This window comes from Streptomyces sp. NPDC096205, from assembly GCF_044763135.1.
Taxonomy (GTDB): domain Bacteria; phylum Actinomycetota; class Actinomycetes; order Streptomycetales; family Streptomycetaceae; genus Streptomyces.
The window spans coordinates 466,810-483,973 of record NZ_JBIWFS010000002.1 but is presented as its reverse complement, the minus strand read 5'-3'; the positions used below and the strand labels follow the sequence as shown (position 1 = coordinate 483,973).

General features: G+C 70.0%; 13 protein-coding genes. 8 read left to right on the top strand and 5 right to left on the bottom strand.

Annotated elements, in window-relative coordinates; all coding sequences use genetic code 11:
• Positions 1-53 precede the first annotated feature (53 nt).
• Together ACIQ6Y_RS08595 and ACIQ6Y_RS08590 are read left to right on the top strand one after the other, a co-directional pair.
• A complete protein-coding gene (locus tag ACIQ6Y_RS08595) occupies positions 54-3,161 on the top strand; it encodes an efflux RND transporter permease subunit (RefSeq protein WP_404034542.1) in 3,108 nt (1,035 codons plus the stop codon).
• Between the two features lie 112 nt (positions 3,162-3,273).
• Positions 3,274-5,472, top strand: a complete 2,199-nt coding sequence (locus tag ACIQ6Y_RS08590; RefSeq protein WP_404034540.1) for a PQQ-binding-like beta-propeller repeat protein — start codon at positions 3,274-3,276, stop codon at positions 5,470-5,472.
• A 24-nt stretch (positions 5,473-5,496) separates the two neighbouring features.
• On the opposite strand, the gene nadA is transcribed toward ACIQ6Y_RS08590, so the two are convergent.
• Positions 5,497-6,684: a quinolinate synthase NadA gene (gene nadA / locus ACIQ6Y_RS08585; RefSeq protein ID WP_404034538.1), complete on the bottom strand. Its 1,188-nt coding sequence runs from the start codon at positions 6,682-6,684 to the stop codon at positions 5,497-5,499.
• 274 nt (positions 6,685-6,958) lie between these two features.
• Here nadA and ACIQ6Y_RS08580 point away from each other — a divergent pair, with 274 nt between their 5' ends.
• Complete coding sequence (locus tag ACIQ6Y_RS08580) at positions 6,959-7,315, top strand: HesB/IscA family protein (RefSeq protein WP_402497558.1); 357 nt, start codon at positions 6,959-6,961, stop codon at positions 7,313-7,315.
• A 119-nt stretch (positions 7,316-7,434) separates the two neighbouring features.
• Here the strand turns inward: ACIQ6Y_RS08580 and ACIQ6Y_RS08575 are convergent, their stop codons facing one another.
• Both ACIQ6Y_RS08575 and ACIQ6Y_RS08570 read right to left on the bottom strand, forming a co-directional pair.
• A complete protein-coding gene (locus ACIQ6Y_RS08575) occupies positions 7,435-8,985 on the bottom strand; it encodes a hypothetical protein (RefSeq protein WP_404034536.1) in 1,551 nt (516 codons plus the stop codon).
• 121 nt (positions 8,986-9,106) lie between these two features.
• Complete coding sequence (locus tag ACIQ6Y_RS08570; protein WP_404034535.1) at positions 9,107-9,319, bottom strand: hypothetical protein; 213 nt, start codon at positions 9,317-9,319, stop codon at positions 9,107-9,109.
• Positions 9,320-9,449: 130 nt separating this feature from the next.
• On the opposite strand from ACIQ6Y_RS08570, the gene ACIQ6Y_RS08565 reads away from it, so the two are divergent.
• Positions 9,450-10,424, top strand: a complete 975-nt coding sequence (locus ACIQ6Y_RS08565; RefSeq protein ID WP_404034533.1) for a carbohydrate kinase family protein — start codon at positions 9,450-9,452, stop codon at positions 10,422-10,424.
• An 86-nt stretch (positions 10,425-10,510) separates the two neighbouring features.
• Here ACIQ6Y_RS08565 and ACIQ6Y_RS08560 read toward each other — a convergent pair whose 3' ends face one another.
• Positions 10,511-11,887, bottom strand: coding sequence for a cysteine desulfurase/sulfurtransferase TusA family protein (locus ACIQ6Y_RS08560; RefSeq protein ID WP_404034531.1), 1,377 nt, complete (start codon positions 11,885-11,887; stop codon positions 10,511-10,513).
• Between the two features lie 259 nt (positions 11,888-12,146).
• Here ACIQ6Y_RS08560 and coxB point away from each other — a divergent pair, with 259 nt between their 5' ends.
• From coxB to ACIQ6Y_RS08540, 4 genes are all read left to right on the top strand, one after another.
• Positions 12,147-13,106, top strand: a complete 960-nt coding sequence (coxB, locus tag ACIQ6Y_RS08555; protein WP_404034529.1) for a cytochrome c oxidase subunit II — start codon at positions 12,147-12,149, stop codon at positions 13,104-13,106.
• Positions 13,103-14,842: a cytochrome c oxidase subunit I gene (gene ctaD, locus ACIQ6Y_RS08550; RefSeq protein WP_404034527.1), complete on the top strand. Its 1,740-nt coding sequence runs from the start codon at positions 13,103-13,105 to the stop codon at positions 14,840-14,842. Before coxB ends, ctaD begins: the two co-directional genes overlap by 4 nt.
• Positions 14,839-15,237, top strand: a complete 399-nt coding sequence (locus ACIQ6Y_RS08545) for a cytochrome c oxidase subunit 4 (protein ID WP_404034525.1) — start codon at positions 14,839-14,841, stop codon at positions 15,235-15,237. Before ctaD ends, ACIQ6Y_RS08545 begins: the two co-directional genes overlap by 4 nt.
• A gap of 158 nt (positions 15,238-15,395) precedes the next feature.
• Positions 15,396-16,655 carry an Ig-like domain-containing protein gene (locus tag ACIQ6Y_RS08540; RefSeq protein ID WP_404034523.1) on the top strand — a complete coding sequence of 420 codons (1,260 nt, stop codon included), beginning with the start codon at positions 15,396-15,398 and terminating at the stop codon, positions 16,653-16,655.
• A 5-nt stretch (positions 16,656-16,660) separates the two neighbouring features.
• On the opposite strand, the gene ACIQ6Y_RS08535 is transcribed toward ACIQ6Y_RS08540, so the two are convergent.
• Positions 16,661-17,062 (bottom strand): hypothetical protein, encoded by a 402-nt coding sequence (locus ACIQ6Y_RS08535; RefSeq protein WP_404034521.1) that lies wholly within the window; start codon positions 17,060-17,062, stop codon positions 16,661-16,663.
• Positions 17,063-17,164 lie beyond the last annotated feature (102 nt).

Here is a 17,164-nt window from a genome sequence, read left to right as displayed (position 1 = left end):
TGCTGCTGTGCGCCCGTATCTCCGCTCCGGCCGTCGAAAAGAGACCCTGACCCATGTCCTGGCTGTCGAGATTCAGCCTCGCGCAAAGGGCCCTGATCGGGCTGATGTCGATCATCGCGCTCGCCTTCGGGGCGATAGCGATACCCCAGCTCAAGCAGCAGCTGCTGCCCACCATCGAACTGCCCGTGGTGTCGGTCCTCGCGCCGTACCAGGGCGCGTCCCCGGACGTGGTCGAGAAGCAGGTCGTCGAGCCGATCGAGGACAACCTCGAAGCCGTCGACGGCATCACCGGCGTCACCTCCACGGCGAGCGAGGGCAACGCCGTGATCATGGCGTCCTTCGACTACGGCAACGACACCAAGCAGCTCGTCGCCGATGTGCAGCAGGCCGTCAACCGCGCCCGCGTCCAGCTCCCCGACGACGTCGACCCGCAGGTCATCGCCGGCTCCACCGACGACATGCCGACCGTCGTCCTGGCCGTCACCTCCGACAAGGACCAGCAGGCCCTCGCCGACCAGCTGGACCGCACGATCGTGCCGGACCTGAAGGACATCGACGGCGTCGGCCAGGTCACCGTCGACGGAGTGCGCGACCTCCAGGTCACCGTCACGCCGGACGACCGCAAGCTGGCCGCGGCCGGGCTGACCTCGCAGTCCCTCGCCCAGGCCCTCCAGGCGGGCGGCGCCACCGTCCCGGCCGGCTCCTTCGACGAGGCCGGCGCCAACCGGACCGTCCAGGTCGGCGGCGGCTTCACCTCGCTGTCGCAGATCGAGGACCTGATGGTCACCGGCGAGGCCGGCAAGCGGCCGGTGCGCCTCGGTGACGTGGCCTCCGTCGAGCAGGAGCAGGCCCGCGCCGACGCCCTCACCCGCACGAACGGCCGGCCCAGCCTCGCCGTGATGGTCACGATGGACCACGACGGCAGCGCGGTCGCGATCTCCGACGCCGTCGAGGACAAGCTGCCCGAGATGCGCGAGGCCCTCGGCTCCGGAGCGACCCTCACGATCGTCAGCGACCAGGGTCCGGCGGTGAAGAAGTCCATCGAGGGCCTGACCACCGAGGGCGCCCTCGGTCTGCTCTTCGCCGTCCTGGTCATCCTGGTGTTCCTCGCGTCGATCCGCTCGACGCTGGTGACGGCCGTGTCCATCCCGCTGTCGGTGGTGCTGGCGCTGATCGTGCTGTGGACGCGCGACCTGTCGCTGAACATGCTCACCCTCGGCGCGCTGACCATCGCCATCGGCCGGGTCGTGGACGACTCGATCGTCGTCCTGGAGAACATCAAGCGCCACCTCGGCTACGGCGAGGAACGCGAACCGGCCATTCTCGACGCCGTCCGCGAGGTCGCGGGCGCGGTCACCTCCTCCACCCTCACCACCGTCGCCGTGTTCCTGCCGATCGGCCTGGTCGGCGGCATGGTCGGCGAGCTGTTCGGCTCCTTCAGCCTCACCGTCACGGCCGCCCTGCTGGCGTCGCTGCTGGTGTCGCTGACGGTCGTGCCCGTGCTGTCGTACTGGTTCCTGCGCGCCCCCAAGGGCACCCCCGAGGACGCCGAGGAGGCACGCCGCCTGGCCGAGGAGAAGGAGGCGAACAGCCGCCTGCAGCGGATCTACGTCCCTGTCCTGCGGTTCGCCACCCGGCGCCGGATGACCAGTGTGGCGCTGGCGATCGTGATCCTGGTCGGCACCTTCGGCATGGCACCCCTGCTGAAGACGAACTTCTTCGACCAGGGCGACCAGGAGGTGCTCACCGTCCGTCAGGAGCTGGCGCCCGGCACCAGCCTGGCCGCGACCGACGCCCAGGCCAAGAAGGTCGAGAAGCTGCTCGCGGACACCGAGGGCGTCAAGGACTACCAGGTCACCGTCGGCTCCTCCGGGTTCATGGCGGCCTTCGGCGGCGGCACGGACACCAACCAGGCGCAGTACAACGTGATGCTGGAGGACTCGGCGTCCTCCGACGACGTCACCGACCGCATCGAGGCCGGGCTGAAGAAGCTGTCCGGCATCGGCAGCACCACCGTCGCGGCCGGTGACGGCTTCGGCAGCCAGGACCTCAGCGTGGTCGTGAAGGCCGCCGACGCCGGCGCCCTGCGCGAGGCCGCCGAGCAGGTCCGCGGCACCGTCGCCGAGCTCGACGACGTCACCGACGTCACCAGCGACCTCGCCCAGAGCGTCCCGCGCATCTCGGTCAAGGCCAACAGCAAGGCCGCCGCGGCGGGGTTCAGCGACCAGACGCTCGGCATGGCCGTCACCCAGGCGGTCCGCGGCACCACCGCCGCCCAGGCCACCCTGGACGACACCGAGCGCGACATCGTCATCCGCTCGGCGCAGCCCGCCGAGACCCTCGCCGAGCTGCGCAAGCTGCCGCTGGGCCGGGTGCAGCTCGGTGACATCGCGACCGTGAAGCTGGTCGACGGGCCCGTCTCCATGACCCGGATCGACGGTCAGCGCGCCGCCACCATCACGGCCCGCCCGACCGGCGACAACACCGGCGCGGTCAGCGCCGACCTCCAGTCGGCGATCGACAAGCTGAAGCTGCCCGCGGGCGCCACGGCCGAGATCGGCGGAGTCTCCTCCGACCAGGACGAGGCGTTCGCCAACCTGGGCCTGGCGATGCTCGCCGCCATCGCGATCGTGTTCATGCTGCTGGTGGCGACCTTCCGCTCGCTGGCCCAGCCGCTGATCCTGCTGGTCTCCATCCCGTTCGCCGCGACCGGCGCGATCGGCCTGCTGGTGGCCACCGGCACCCCGATGGGCGTCCCCGCGATGATCGGCATGCTGATGCTGATCGGCATCGTCGTCACCAACGCGATCGTGTTGATCGACCTGATCAACCAGTACCGCAGGCAGGGCCACGGCGTCGTCGAGGCCGTCGTCGAGGGCGGCCGCCACCGGCTGCGCCCGATCCTGATGACCGCCCTGGCGACCATCTTCGCCCTGCTCCCGATGGCCCTCGGCATCACCGGCGAAGGCGGCTTCATCGCCCAGCCGCTCGCCGTGGTCGTCATCGGCGGCCTGATCACCTCCACCCTGCTGACCCTCCTCCTCGTCCCGACGCTCTACGCCATGCTGGAGCTGCGCAAGGAGCGCCGCGCGAGGAAGCGGGCGGCCAAGCGGGAGAAGAAGGCCGCAGTGCCCGCCCAGCAGGAACCTGCCGGGGTCTGACGGCTTTTTCGGCGGCCGGGTTCCATGCCTCATGCACGGAACCCGGCCGTCGGCGTGTCCATGCCTCGTATCCTGCTGTCTCAACTGGCATACGGGGGAGAGGGATCGGAGCGTGCCGCTGCACAAGGACGATCCGAGGTCGGTCGGCGGGTACAAGCTTCTCGACCGGCTGGGGGCCGGTGGCATGGGCGTCGTCTACCGGGGCAGAGCGCGCTCCGGACGCGAGGTCGCCGTCAAGGTGGTGCACGCCCAGTACGCCGAGGACGCGGTCTTCCGCGCCCGGTTCCGGCAGGAGATCGCGGCCGTCCGCAAGGTGAGCGGCGCCTTCACCGCGCCGGTCGTGGACGCCGACCCGGAGGCGGCCCGCCCGTGGATGGCGACGCAGTACGTGCCCGGTCTCTCGCTCGCCACCCGCATCCGCGAGCAGGGCCCCGTCAAGGAGGCCGAACTGCGCCGGCTGGCCCTGGGCCTGGTGGAGGCGCTGCGGGACATCCACCGGGCCGGGGTGGTGCACCGCGACCTCAAACCGGCCAACGTCCTGATCGCCGGCGACGGCCCCCGCGTCATCGACTTCGGCATCTCCCGGGCCGCCGAGAACAACACCCTCACCGAGACCGGCCAGATGATCGGCACGCCGCCGTTCATGTCTCCCGAGCAGCTCACCGACGCCCGCTCGGTCGGCCCCGCCTCCGACGTCTTCTCGCTCGGCGCGCTGCTGGTGTTCACCCTCACCGGCCGGGGCCCCTTCGACGCGGACAGCCCCTATCTGACGGCGTACCGGGTGGTCCACGACGCCCCCGTCCTGGACGGCGTACGACAGCCGCTGCGCGACATCCTGGAACACTGCCTGGCCAAGGAGGCGTCGGACCGGCCGGAACTGGACGAGCTGGCCCGCCGGTTCGCGACCGTTCTGCCGGACGAGGGGGACGACGACCCGCCCACGGTGGTCCTCGGCGCGAAGGCTCCGGCGGAGGCGGAGGCGGAGGCGGGGGCGGAGGCGGGGGCGGAGGCGGGGGCCGAGCGACCCGGCCGCCGGCGCCGTGCGCGCCCGCTGCTCGCGGCGACCAGCACGGTCGGCGCGCTGGTCCTCGGGCTGACGGCGTACCTGCTGATCGGGCCGGGGCTGGCGGAGAGCCGGGAGCCGACCCTGCCGGAGGGCTGGCGGCCGTGGCAGACGACGGTGTTCGACACGTCTGACGAGGGCGCGTTGGTGGTGGGATCCGTCGGCGGCAGCATGGTCGGGGCCGAGCCCAACTGTCTGACGCGCGGAGACGCCGTCTACTGCGCGGGCGACAGCATCCTGCCCGTCCGCCTGGACGCCCGGACCGGGAAGACCCTCTGGCGTGCCGATATCGCGAGCATCGACCCGGAGAAGGAGTCGTACAGCGCCACGCTGCTCGGCGTCCGCGACGGGACGGTGCTGCTGCGCCAGTCCATCACCTCGGAATCCGCCGAGACGGATCCGGTCTATGTACTCGGCCTCGACGCCGAGACCGGTCGGCAGCTGTGGAAGCACCGGTCGGATGACATGAACCTCGACCTGGCCCTGTCCGCGGGCTTGGCCATCACCTCCGGCGGGGGCACCGCTGTGACGGCTCGCTCCCCGCGCACCGGAGCCGAGCGCTGGACCGCGAAGATGCCCAAGGGCGCGTACTGCTCGTTCCTGCCGGACGGCGCCGAGGTGTACGCCGAGTGCATGGGCGACGTGGAGGCGTCCGACGACTCCGTGCTGCTGGCCCTGGACCCGTCCGACGGCTCGCAGCGGCGGCTGACGGTCCCGCCCGGCAGCGGCGTCCTCGGCCTCCTGGACGGGAAGCTGCTCCTGCTCCAGTCGGGCTCCCCGGACGAGTCGTCCCTGGACGCCCCGCTGTACGAGCGGGTCGTGCTGATCGACCCGGCCACCGGTACCCGTACGACGGCGAAGCCGGCGAAGGGCTACGAGGGGGAGCCGGCGCTGTCGGGCGGCTTGCTGTGGTTCGTCACCGAGAGCGGCGTGGTGACCGCGGTCTCCCCGCGCACCGGCGAACAGGAGTGGCAGGCCCGCACCAGCCTGGAGGAACCCGGCGAGCCCACATACGATCCCCGAACGCACACCGTGTACCTGGCCAGCGGCACCGGCCGGGTGGCCGCCCTCGACGGGCGCGACGGCACCCTTCTGTGGGAGACGCTGCCGCGGCCGGGAGTGACCTCCAACGGCATGACAGGGCCCGCCGTACTCCTCTACAAGGGCACCCTGGTGGTCGCCACCGGCGACGGCGCCGTCTTCAGCCTCGACCCCGCCGACCCGGAAGGGAAGACCCTCCCGGACTGACGGCGGGGCCGCGGCCGGCCGGGGTTACGGCAGGGCGAGCATCCGCTCCAGCGCCAGCTTGGCGAACGCCTCGGTCTCCTTGTCGACCTCGATGCGGTTGACGAGGTTGCCCTCGGCCAGGGACTCCAGGGCCCAGACCAGGTGGGGCAGGTCGATGCGGTTCATCGTGGAGCAGAAGCAGACCGTCTTGTCGAGGAAGACGATCTCCTTGCCCTCGGGAGCGAAACGGTTCGCCAGGCGGCGGACCAGGTTCAGCTCCGTGCCGATGGCCCACTTGGAGCCGGCCGGGGCGGCCTCCAGCGTCTTGATGATGTACTCGGTCGAGCCGACGTAGTCCGCCGCGGCGACGACCTCGTGCCGGCACTCGGGGTGCACCAGGACGTTCACGCCCGGGATGCGCTCGCGCACGTCGTTCACCGAGTCCAGGCTGAAGCGGCCGTGTACCGAGCAGTGGCCGCGCCACAGGATCATCTTCGCGGCACGCAGCTCCTCGACGGTCAGGCCGCCGTTCGGCTTGTGCGGGTTGTAGAGCACGCAGTCGTCCAGGGACATGCCCATGTCGCGGACGGCGGTGTTGCGGCCCAGGTGCTGGTCGGGGAGGAACAGCACCTTCTCGCCCTGCTCGAACGCCCACTCCAGCGCCCGCTGGGCGTTGGAGGAGGTGCAGATCGTGCCGCCGTGCTTGCCGGTGAAGGCCTTGATGTCGGCCGAGGAGTTCATGTACGACACCGGCACGACCTGCTCGGCTATGCCCGCCTCGGTCAGCACGTCCCAGCACTCGGCGACCTGCTCGGCGGTGGCCATGTCGGCCATCGAGCAGCCGGCTGCCAGGTCGGGCAGGACGACCTTCTGGTCGTCGGTCGTCAGGATGTCCGCGGACTCGGCCATGAAGTGCACACCGCAGAACACGATGTACTCGGCCTCCGGGCGCGCGGCCGCGTCCCGGGCCAGCTTGAAGGAGTCGCCCGTGACGTCCGCGAACTGGATGACCTCGTCGCGCTGGTAGTGGTGGCCGAGCACGAACACCTTGTCGCCGAGCTTCTCCTTGGCGGCACGGGCCCGCTCGACCAGGTCCGGGTCGGACGGCGACGGAAGGTCACCGGGACACTCGACACCGCGCTCGCTCTTCGGGTCGGCCTCACGACCGAGGAGCAGCAGGGCGAGCGGAGACGGCTGGACGTCGAGGTCCGGGGTGGTCTGGGCGGTGGTCACGACACGCACCCTTTCTTCTTCTCGTCGAACTGACGCTATCTATCATAACCGCTTCACGTCAGTTTGACGATGGCCATAGTGTCGATGTGACGTGAATCCCGATGCCGTTCGGGCAGGCTGTGCCGCAGGACATTTCCTGCCCCGGACCCGGTGTGCGAGCATGAAAAGAAGGACCGGCCCGGAATGAGAAGAAGGACCGGCCCGGAATGAATCCGAGGCCCCGCCGGTTGCAACCGTCGGCAAGCAGTCTCCGTACAACCCGGGAGAGATGTAGATGTCCGTATCGGACGAGACCAGCACCGTCACCGACGGCATCATCCTGACCGACGCCGCCGCGTCCAAGGTCAAGACCCTGCTCGACCAGGAAGGCCGTGACGACCTCGCCCTGCGCGTCGCCGTCCAGCCCGGCGGCTGCTCCGGCCTGCGCTACCAGCTCTTCTTCGACGAGCGCTCGCTCGACGGCGACGTCGTGAAGGACTTCGGCGGTGTGAAGGTCGTCACGGACCGCATGAGCGCCCCGTACCTGGGCGGCGCCACGGTCGACTTCGTGGACACGATCGAGAAGCAGGGCTTCACGATCGACAACCCGAACGCGACCGGCTCCTGCGCCTGCGGCGACTCGTTCAACTAAGTCGTACAGTCTGACCTTCCGAGGCAGCGCGACGACGACGGCGGCGGTCCCCCTGATGAAGGGGGGCCGCCGCCGTCGTCGTATCCGCTCGCTTCGGCCACCGGGCCGTGAAGCCTCGGCTACCGCGCCGTGGAAGCCTCCGGCAGCCGCGCCCCCGGCTTCTCCAGCGGGACGCTCCTGTCGTTCGAGCCGACCACCCGGCGGTCCCCGAGCGGCTCGTCCAGCTGCACGGTCCGGTGGAAGACCTTGGCGATGAGGATGCACATCTTGCCCGGCCAGGGCTTCTCGGTGACCGTCACCGTCACCCGGTCCGCGCTCTCGGCCGCCGCCACCGTGTAGTCCGCGCACACCCCGCCCGTGAAGCGCACGGTCAGCTCACGGCCCTCGGCCTCGTACGCCTCCACCCGCACATCGCGCGGGCTCGGCGCGGAGGTCGGCTCGTCCGGGCCCGGCCCGGTCGGCCGCGGGCTCGGCGGAGCGGTCGGCTCACCGGGCGGCGGGTTGCCCGGAGCGGGGGAGGCGAGATAGCGCGGCTCGACCGCCGGATGCGTCACCGTGAAGGTGTCCTCCGCCCCCGGTGCCCGCACCTCGAACAGCCACGACGGCACCAGGGCCTGCCGCCCGTCCACGACGTGCGACGCCAGCCCGAAGACCGCCCCGCGCACCTCGATCGTCTGCTTCTCCAGCGGCTCGGGCTCACAGGGCGCGATCTGCCCCGACTCCTCCAGCGGCTCGGGGCTCGCACAGCCGCCGACGCCCGAACCCTCGCGGACCGAGCCCGCGTTCATCCGCTCCAGGGTCTCGCGCGCGCCCAGCACCGGATACGTGTCGCCCTTCACCGGCGCCTCGAGCTGGCCGTTGCCGCCGACGATCTCGCCGTCCACGCCGACCGTCAGACCGGTCGCCCAGCCGTACGTCGGCAGCCCGCCGATCACAGGGTCGGCGTTGACCAGCCGCTGCGCGCCCATGACCTGGCTCGCGTCGACCTTGGCGTCGTCCTGGCCGACGGCCTTCAGCACCGGCGCGGCCGCCTTCTTCGCGGCGTCCTCGCTCACCGGGTCGGCGGCCGGGGCCATCGGGCCGCGGTGCGGGCACTGGGTGGCGTTCGGCTTGCAGTTGTCCGTGCCGGGCGCGTACCGGTGGAACGTCCAGGTGCCCGGCGCCTGCCGGTTCACCTGGAGGGTCGGCCCGGAGTCGTCCTTCGCGCCGACCCGCCAGGACTGGCCCTGCAGGACCGGGGTGCCCGCGATGTCCAGCGCGGCCGCCAGCCTCGCCACGTCGTCCTGGGTGACCTCGCCCTTCGCCCGGTAGACGGGCGCCGAGTCCGGGCCGTCGGGCAGTGTGCCCCCGGCCCGGTAGACGGCGCCGTTCGGGTCGGGCTCGCCCGGCGCGATACCGGCGCCGCCGCCCTCGGAGTAGCCGTCGAGGGCGAGTGGTGGGGGAGTGCCGTCGTCGCCGGGCGCACCGGAGGACGCACGGCCGGAATCGCCGGAACCGCCGGTCACGGACGCGGCGAGGTAGGCGCCGCCGCCCGCTACGAGCAGCACGGCCGCGGCGACGGAGGCCACGACGGGCGGACGGCGCCGCCCCGGCCGCTCCTCGGCGGACGTGCCTGCCTCACCCGCGACGGCGTCGTCGCGATCGGGGTTGTCGGATCGCTCGGTGTTCACCGCATCGCTCCTGCTGCTGGAGGGTCGTATCTCGCTTCCCCCCGAGGGGGGACGGCGATGAGACGCAGCGGGGGAGCGTGAGGTTCCCTGCCATGCGCTGGTTCACCCGTTCGGGCGCCCCTCAGTCCCCGTAGTCCGACATCGCGTCCAGCAGCCGGGCCGACGCCGGCGGCACCGTCACGCCGTGGATGCTGGACGGGGAGACCGGGTGGGCGTCGAGCCGGTCCGCGACCGCCCAGTGCGGGGCCATCCGGGCACAGTCGCCGCGCAGGGACGCCAGGTCGCCGTCGAGGTCGGCCCGAGCGGGGGCGGCGGGAGCCTTGAGGTTCGTCATGACCGCACCGTATGCACGACCGCACTCACGAAGAAAGATCTACTATCGGGTAGTTTTGCCTGCTTCTGGGCCGCACCGCATACCGGGTAGCGTGGACTGTCATTACCCCTCCACCCAGGAGACCCACGCCGTGCGCATCGCAGTCACCGGCTCCATCGCCACCGACCACCTCATGACCTTCCCCGGCCGGTTCGCCGACCAGTTCGTCGCGGACCAGCTGCACACGGTCTCGCTCTCCTTCCTGGTCGACAACCTCGACGTACGGCGGGGCGGCGTCGGCGCGAACATCGCGTTCGGCATGGGCCAGCTCGGCACCCACCCGATCCTGGTCGGCGCGGCCGGCTTCGACTTCGACGAGTACCGGGCCTGGCTGGACCGGCACGGCGTCGACACCGGCTCGGTCCGTATCTCCGAGACCCTGCACACCGCCCGCTTCGTGTGCACCACGGACGCCGACCACAACCAGATCGGCTCCTTCTACACCGGTGCGATGAGCGAGGCCCGGCAGATCGAGCTCAAGACCGTCTCCGACCGGGTCGGCGGCCTCGACCTCGTCCTCATCGGCGCCGACGACCCCGAGGCGATGCTCCGCCACACCGAGGAGTGCCGGACGCGGAGCATTCCGTTCGCGGCCGACTTCTCCCAGCAGATCGCCCGGATGAACGGCGAGGAGATCCGGATACTGCTGGACGGGGCGACGTACCTCTTCTCCAACGAGTACGAGAAGGGGCTCATCGAGTCCAAGACCGGCTGGAGCGACGCGGAGATCCTGGCCAAGGTCGGCCACCGGGTGACCACGCTCGGGTCGCGCGGCGTGCGCATCGAGCGCGTGGGCGAGCCGGTCATCGAGGTCGGCTGCGCCGAGGAGGAGCGCAAGGCCGACCCGACCGGTGTCGGCGACGCTTTCCGGGCGGGGTTCCTCTCGGGGCTGGCGTGGGGCGTTTCGCTCGAGCGTGCCGCGCAGGTCGGGTGCATGCTCGCCACGCTGGTGATCGAGACCGTTGGTACGCAGGAGTACCAGTTGCGGCGGGCGCACTTCATGGACCGGTTCACCAAGGCGTACGGGCATGAGGCCGCGGACGAGGTGCGTGGGCATCTCGGCTGAGTTTCGTCTGCGGGTTGTGGGGGGCTGGTCGCGCCCACGCGGCGGTAGCCGCATATCGACACAGCCCCGCGCCCCTGAGGGCTACCTCACGTAGACCTACGTACCAAGTACGCGGTTCCCTTTTCCGCCTTCTCCTCGCCCACGTACTCCTGTTCGCGCATCTCGCACCACGCCGGGATGTCCAGTCGAGCTGCCTCGTCGTCGGACAGGACCCTGACCAGGCCACCCACGGGTACGTCTCCGATCACCTTGGCCAGTTCGATGACCGGGATCGGGCAGCGCTTGCCGAGGGCGTCGACCACCAGCTCGTCCTCGTGGACGACCGCGGACGGTGTCGGCGCCCCCAGCTTCTCCCGTACGGCGGTGACCGTGCCGGGCAGGGTGTCCAGGAAGCCCTCGACGTCCTCGGACACCGCGCCCATCGGCAGGGACACGCGGACGTTGCCCTCGGTCAGGACGCCCATGGCCTTCAGGACGTGGCTGGGCGTCAGGGTGCTGCTCGTGCAGGAGGAGCCGGAGGAGACGGAGAAGCCGGCCCGGTCCAGTTCGTGCAGGAGGGCCTCCCCGTCGACGTAGAGGCAGGAGAAGGTGACGATGCCGGGCAGGCGGTGGTCCGGGTCGCCGACGACCTCCACGTCCGGCACCAGCTGAGGCACCCGCGCGCGGATCCGCTCCGTCAGCTCCCGCAGCCGTACGGCCTCCTGGGCGGCCTCGGCGCGTACCGCCCGCAGGGACGCGACGGCCGCGACGATCGCCGGGATGTTCTCGAAGCCGGCGGCACGCCCGGACTCCCGCTCGTCGACCGGTCCTTGGGCCGCGAAGCGCACGCCCTTGCGGACGACGAGCAGCCCGACCCCGGACGGACCGCCCCATTTATGGGCGCTCCCCGTCAACAGGGACCACTCGCCCTCCACCGGGCCCCATCCCAGTGACTGCGCCGCGTCCACCAGCAGCGGCACCCCGGCCGCCCGGCACACCTCGGCCACCTCCGCCACCGGCTGCACGGTCCCCACCTCGTGGTTGGCGGACTGCAGACACGCCAGCGCGGTGTCCTCCCGGAGCACCTCCGCGTACGCCGACGGACTCACCCGTCCCGCCCGGTCGACACCCACTCGAGTGACCGTGCCGCCCTCCCGCTCATGCGACTCGGCCGAATGGAGCACGGCGGAATGTTCGACCGATGACACGATCAGGTGGCGTCCGACGCGCCGCCGCCCGGCCAACGCCCCCGCCACGCCGCTGTGCAGGGCCCTTGTCCCGGAACCGGTGAAGACCAGTTCGTCAGGCCGGCAGCCCACCGCCTCCGCGGCCGCCTCCCGCGCGGCGTCCAGCAACATCCGCGCCCGCCGCCCCTCCCGGTACAACCGCGCGGGATCGGCCCACCCTTCATCCAAAGAGGCCAACAGCGCCTGACGTGCCACGGGATGGAGAGGCGCACTGGATGCAGCGTCGAAGTAGGACATACAGCAACGCTAAAACGTGCCGAAGGGCAACGTACCTAAGGGGCGCGGGGAACTGCGCGAACAGCCACGACGAACCCGCAGCCGCCAAACCAGCGAACCACCCCCTTCACTAGGCCCCCCTCCCCGCGAACCCCCGGAGGGCGTCGGCTAGGGTTTGGTCCGCATAAACATCCAAACCCCTGCCCGACGCAGGGCGGCGACCGACCAGCGAGAAGGCCGCAGCCAATACGCGCGGGCGAGACTCTCGGGAAGGCGCTACGTGAGTCCCAACGGCTCCGACCGCTCGCCGCGGCGCCCGATGCGGCGGAAGCTGCTGCAGGCAATGACCGCGGGCCTGGTCCTGGCGACCGCCACCGGTTGCACATGGAAGGACTTCCCCCGCCTTGGCATGCCCACCCCCACCACAGAAGAGGCTCCGCGGATCCTCTCCCTGTGGCAGGGCTCCTGGGCTGCCGCGCTCGCCGTCGGCGTGCTGGTGTGGGGCCTGATCCTCTGGAGTGCCATCTTCCACCGGCGCAGCCGCACCAAGATCGAGGTACCTCCGCAGACCCGGTACAACGTGCCCATCGAGGCCCTGTACACGGTGGTCCCGATCATCATCGTCTCGGTCCTGTTCTACTTCACGGCCCGCGACGAGTCGAAGCTCCTCGACATGTCGAAGAAGCCCGACGTCACGGTCAATGTGGTCGGCTTCCAGTGGAGCTGGTGCTTCAACTACATCGAGAACGTCGAAGGTTCCACGGGCGACGCCAAGAAGGCCGAGGAACTGAACGCGATCCCGGACCGCTACAGGGACGCTTTCCCGGCGAACGCCGGCGGTGTCTACACCTGCGGCACGCCCGGTGAGCGCAACCCGCAGACCGGCAACCCGGGCCCGACCCTGTGGCTGCCCAAGGGCAAGACGGTCCGCTTCGTCCTGACCTCGCGCGACGTCATCCACTCCTTCTGGGTGGTGCCGTTCCTGATGAAGCAGGACGTCATCCCGGGCCACACCAACGCCTTCCAGGTGACCCCCAACCAGGAGGGCACCTTCCTGGGCAAGTGCGCCGAGCTGTGCGGCGTCGACCACTCCCGGATGCTGTTCAACGTGAAGGTCGTCTCCCCGGAGCGCTACGAGCAGCACCTGAAGGACCTCGCCAAGAAGGGGCAGACCGGTTACGTTCCCGCGGGCATCGAGCAGACCGCCCATGAGAAGAACCGGGAGACGAACAACCTGTGAGCATCCTCAACGAACCTCAGGGTGCCGGGGCAGCCGAAGACTCGTACTACGAGGACGAGCTGCCGGTCCGGCGCAAGCAGCCCGGCAACGTCGTGGTCAAGTGGATGACGACCACTGACCACAAGACGATCGGAACGCTCTACCTGGCCACGTCGTTCGTGTTCTTCTGCATCGGTGGCGTCATGGCTCTGCTCATGCGCGCCGAGCTGGCCCGTCCGGGCCTGCAGATGATGTCGAACGAGCAGTTCAACCAGGCGTTCACGATGCACGGCACGATCATGCTGCTGATGTTCGCGACGCCGCTGTTCGCCGGCTTCGCGAACTGGATCATGCCGCTCCAGATCGGTGCCCCCGACGTCGCCTTCCCGCGACTGAACATGTTCGCCTACTGGCTGTACCTGTTCGGCTCGCTCGTCGCCGTCGCCGGCTTCCTCACCCCGCAGGGTGCGGCCGACTTCGGCTGGTTCGCCTACGCCCCGCTGTCGGACGCGGTCCGCAGCCCCGGCATCGGCGCCGACATGTGGATCATGGGTCTGGCCTTCTCCGGCTTCGGCACCATCCTCGGCTCGGTCAACTTCATCACCACGATCATCTGCATGCGCGCCCCTGGCATGACGATGTTCCGTATGCCGATCTTCACCTGGAACGTCCTGCTGACCGGTGTCCTGGTCCTGCTGGCCTTCCCGGTCCTGGCCGCGGCCCTGTTCGCGCTGGAGGCCGACCGCAAGTTCGGCGCCCATGTCTTCGACGCGGCCAACGGCGGAGCCCTGCTGTGGCAGCACCTCTTCTGGTTCTTCGGACACCCAGAGGTGTACATCATCGCCCTGCCGTTCTTCGGCATCATCAGTGAGGTCATCCCGGTCTTCTCCCGCAAGCCGATGTTCGGCTACCAGGGTCTGATCGCGGCGACCATCGCCATCGCGGGTCTGTCCGTGACCGTGTGGGCCCACCACATGTACGTCACCGGTGGCGTGCTCCTGCCGTTCTTCTCCTTCATGACGTTCCTCATCGCCGTCCCGACCGGCGTGAAGTTCTTCAACTGGATCGGAACGATGTGGAAGGGCTCGCTGTCCTTCGAGACGCCGATGCTCTGGGCGACCGGCTTCCTGATCACCTTCACCTTCGGTGGTCTGACCGGCGTCATCCTGGCCTCGCCGCCGATGGACTTCCACATCTCGGACTCGTACTTCGTGGTGGCGCACTTCCACTACGTGGTGTTCGGCACCGTCGTCTTCGCGATGTTCTCCGGCTTCCACTTCTGGTGGCCGAAGTTCACGGGCAAGATGCTCGACGAGCGCCTGGGCAAGATGACGTTCTGGACGCTGTTCGTCGGCTTCCACGGCACCTTCCTGGTCCAGCACTGGCTGGGCGCCGAGGGCATGCCGCGTCGTTACGCCGACTACCTGGCGGCCGACGGCTTCACCGCCCTGAACACGATCTCGACGATCAGCTCGTTCGTGCTCGGCGCCTCGATCCTTCCGTTCTTCTACAACATCTGGAAGACGGCCAAGTACGGCAAGAAGATCGAGGTCGACGACCCGTGGGGTTACGGCCGCTCCCTGGAGTGGGCGACGTCCTGCCCGCCGCCGCGGCACAACTTCCTCACCCTGCCGCGGATCCGCAGCGAATCCCCGGCGTTCGACCTGCACCACCCTGAGATCGCCGCGCTGGAGCAGCTGGGCCACGGTGGCCAGGAAGCCGCCGCGCTGGCGGGCGGCAAGGAGGCCGGCAAGTGAAGATCCAGGGCAAGATGTTCATGTGGCTGAGCGTCTTCATCCTCGCCATGGCCGTGTTCTACGGCGTGTGGTCGAAGGAGCCGGCCGGTACGACCGCGCTCTTCCTGGCCTTCGGCCTGTGCATCATGGTCGGCTTCTACCTCGGCTTCACGGCCAAGCGGGTCGACACCGGTGCTCAGGACAACCAGGAGGCCGACGTCGCGGACGACGCCGGTGAGCTGGGCTTCTTCAGCCCGCACAGCTGGCAGCCGCTGGCGCTGGCGGTCGGCGGTGCCATCGCGTTCCTCGGCGTGGCCGTGGGCTGGTGGCTGCTGTACTTCGCCGCCCCGATCATCCTGATCGGCATCTGGGGCTGGGTCTTCGAGTACTACCGCGGTGAGAACCGCACCCAGTGACCTGCGCGGCGAGCACCGCGCGCAGTAACACGAGCTGAGCGCTCCGGAACCCGGACACTCCGTCAGGAGAGTCCGGGTTCCTCCGTTTCGCCTACTTCCGGTACCTCGTCCGTGTCACCCGGCGCGCCGCCGTTGACGAAGCTTCCTACGTTGAGGTCATGAGCACCTCACCGCGCATCGTCGCCGGCTGCACCCTGCTGGTCATGAGCCTCGGCCCGGGCCTCGCGGCCTGCGGCGCCGACGGCAACCCGCTGTCCGCGGCGCCGTACGACGCCGCGGACCAGGTCTCCTTCAACGCCCCCGGGGGCGACGGGAAGAAGGCCGATCCGGACAAGCCCCTCGAGATCACGGCCGAGGACTCCGACGGCCGCATCACCGACGTCACCGCCGTGGACGCCACAGGACGCCATGTGGCGGGCGAACTCTCCGCCGACGGCACCCGGTGGCACAGCACCTCACCGCTGGCCGCGGACGCCCGCTACACGGTCCGGGTGAGCACCGAGGACGAGGACGGCGCCCCCGGCCGCAAGGTCGTCACCTTCGACACCGGCAAACCCAGCACCAAGAAGCGCCTGGACGTCACCTTCGGCCCCAAGACCGGCACGTACGGCGTGGGCCAGCCCGTCACCGCCGAACTCGGCATGCCGGTCAAGGACAAGGCCCAGCGCGCCATCGTCGAACGCGCCCTGAAGGTCGAGTCCACCCCGCACGTCGAGGGCGCCTGGCACTGGGTCGACGACAAGGAACTGCACTACCGGCCCAAGGAGTACTGGCCCACCCACGCCACGGTCCGGGTGCGCAGCAACCTGGAGGGCATCAAGATCAGCGACCGCCTCTGGGGCGGCAGCGCCAAGCCCGTCACCCTCACCATCGGCGACAGCGTCATCGCCGTCACCGACGCGGCCTCGCACCAGATGACCGTGTACAAGAACGGCAAGGAGATCAACTCCATGCCGGTCACCACGGGCAAGCCGGGCTTCGAGACCCGCAACGGCGTCAAGGTCGTGCTGGGCAAGGAGTACTACGTACGTATGCGCGGCACCAGCATCGGCATCGCCGAGGGTTCCGCCGAGTCCTACGACCTGCCCGTCTACTACGCCACCCGCGTAACCTGGAGCGGCGAGTACGTCCACGCCGCCCCCTGGTCCGTCGGCTCCCAGGGCTACGCCAACGTCAGCCACGGCTGCACGGGCATGAGCACCGGCAACGCCGAGTGGTTCTTCGAGCACGTCCGCGAGGGCGACGTCGTCCGGGTCGTCAACTCCGGCGGCCACACGATGGAGGCCTTCGGAAACGGCTTCGGCGACTGGAACATGCCCTGGGAGAAGTGGCGCAAGGGCAGCGCCCTGCTCGGCAACGGCACGTCCGCGGTCTCAGTCCCGGAAGAGGTGGCGAGACTGAGGCCGCAGAGCGTGTGAGGAGGTCAGACGCCCTGAAGCCGCTTCTGCCGCAGCAGAGAGGCCAGAGCGGAGGCGAACTCCACGGGGTCCACAGGATGCGTCACAGCCGCGTCGGCCCGGCTCCACGTCGCCAGCCACGCATCCTGCGGCCGCCCGATCAGCAGCAGCACGGGCGGGCAGCCGAACACCTCGTCCTTGATCTGCCGGCACATCCCCATGCCCCCCATGGGCACGGCCTCACCGTCGAACACACACACGTCGATGCCCCCGCGGTCCAGCTCGCGCAGCACCGCCGCAGGCGTCGCGCACTCCACGAACTCCACCGCGGGAACGTCCGGAGCCGGTCGTCGGCCCGTGGCGAGCCGCACCTGCTCCCGGGTGTTGGAGTCGTCGCTGTAGACCAGCACCGTGGCGGTCGGCTGCATTGTTCCTCCGAGACGTCAGCGTCGTACGGGCAGGACGGGCGGGGCCGTTGGGCCGGATGCTACTCCTGTCGTCCTCCCCCTGAACACCACGTCAACACCGGT

What these genes read in the sequence shown, in the direction of transcription:
- ACIQ6Y_RS08560 (WP_404034531.1), bottom strand. Translation starts at nt 11,887, where the DNA reads ATGTCCTACTTCGACGCTGCATCCAGTGCGCCTCTCCATCCCGTGGCA.
- ACIQ6Y_RS08570 (WP_404034535.1), bottom strand. Translation starts at nt 9,319, where the DNA reads ATGACGAACCTCAAGGCTCCCGCCGCCCCCGCTCGGGCCGACCTCGAC.
- ACIQ6Y_RS08535 (WP_404034521.1), bottom strand. Translation starts at nt 17,062, where the DNA reads ATGCAGCCGACCGCCACGGTGCTGGTCTACAGCGACGACTCCAACACC.
- ACIQ6Y_RS08580 (WP_402497558.1), top strand. Translation starts at nt 6,959, where the DNA reads ATGTCCGTATCGGACGAGACCAGCACCGTCACCGACGGCATCATCCTG.
- ACIQ6Y_RS08540 (WP_404034523.1), top strand. Translation starts at nt 15,396, where the DNA reads ATGAGCACCTCACCGCGCATCGTCGCCGGCTGCACCCTGCTGGTCATG.
- ACIQ6Y_RS08595 (WP_404034542.1), top strand. Translation starts at nt 54, where the DNA reads ATGTCCTGGCTGTCGAGATTCAGCCTCGCGCAAAGGGCCCTGATCGGG.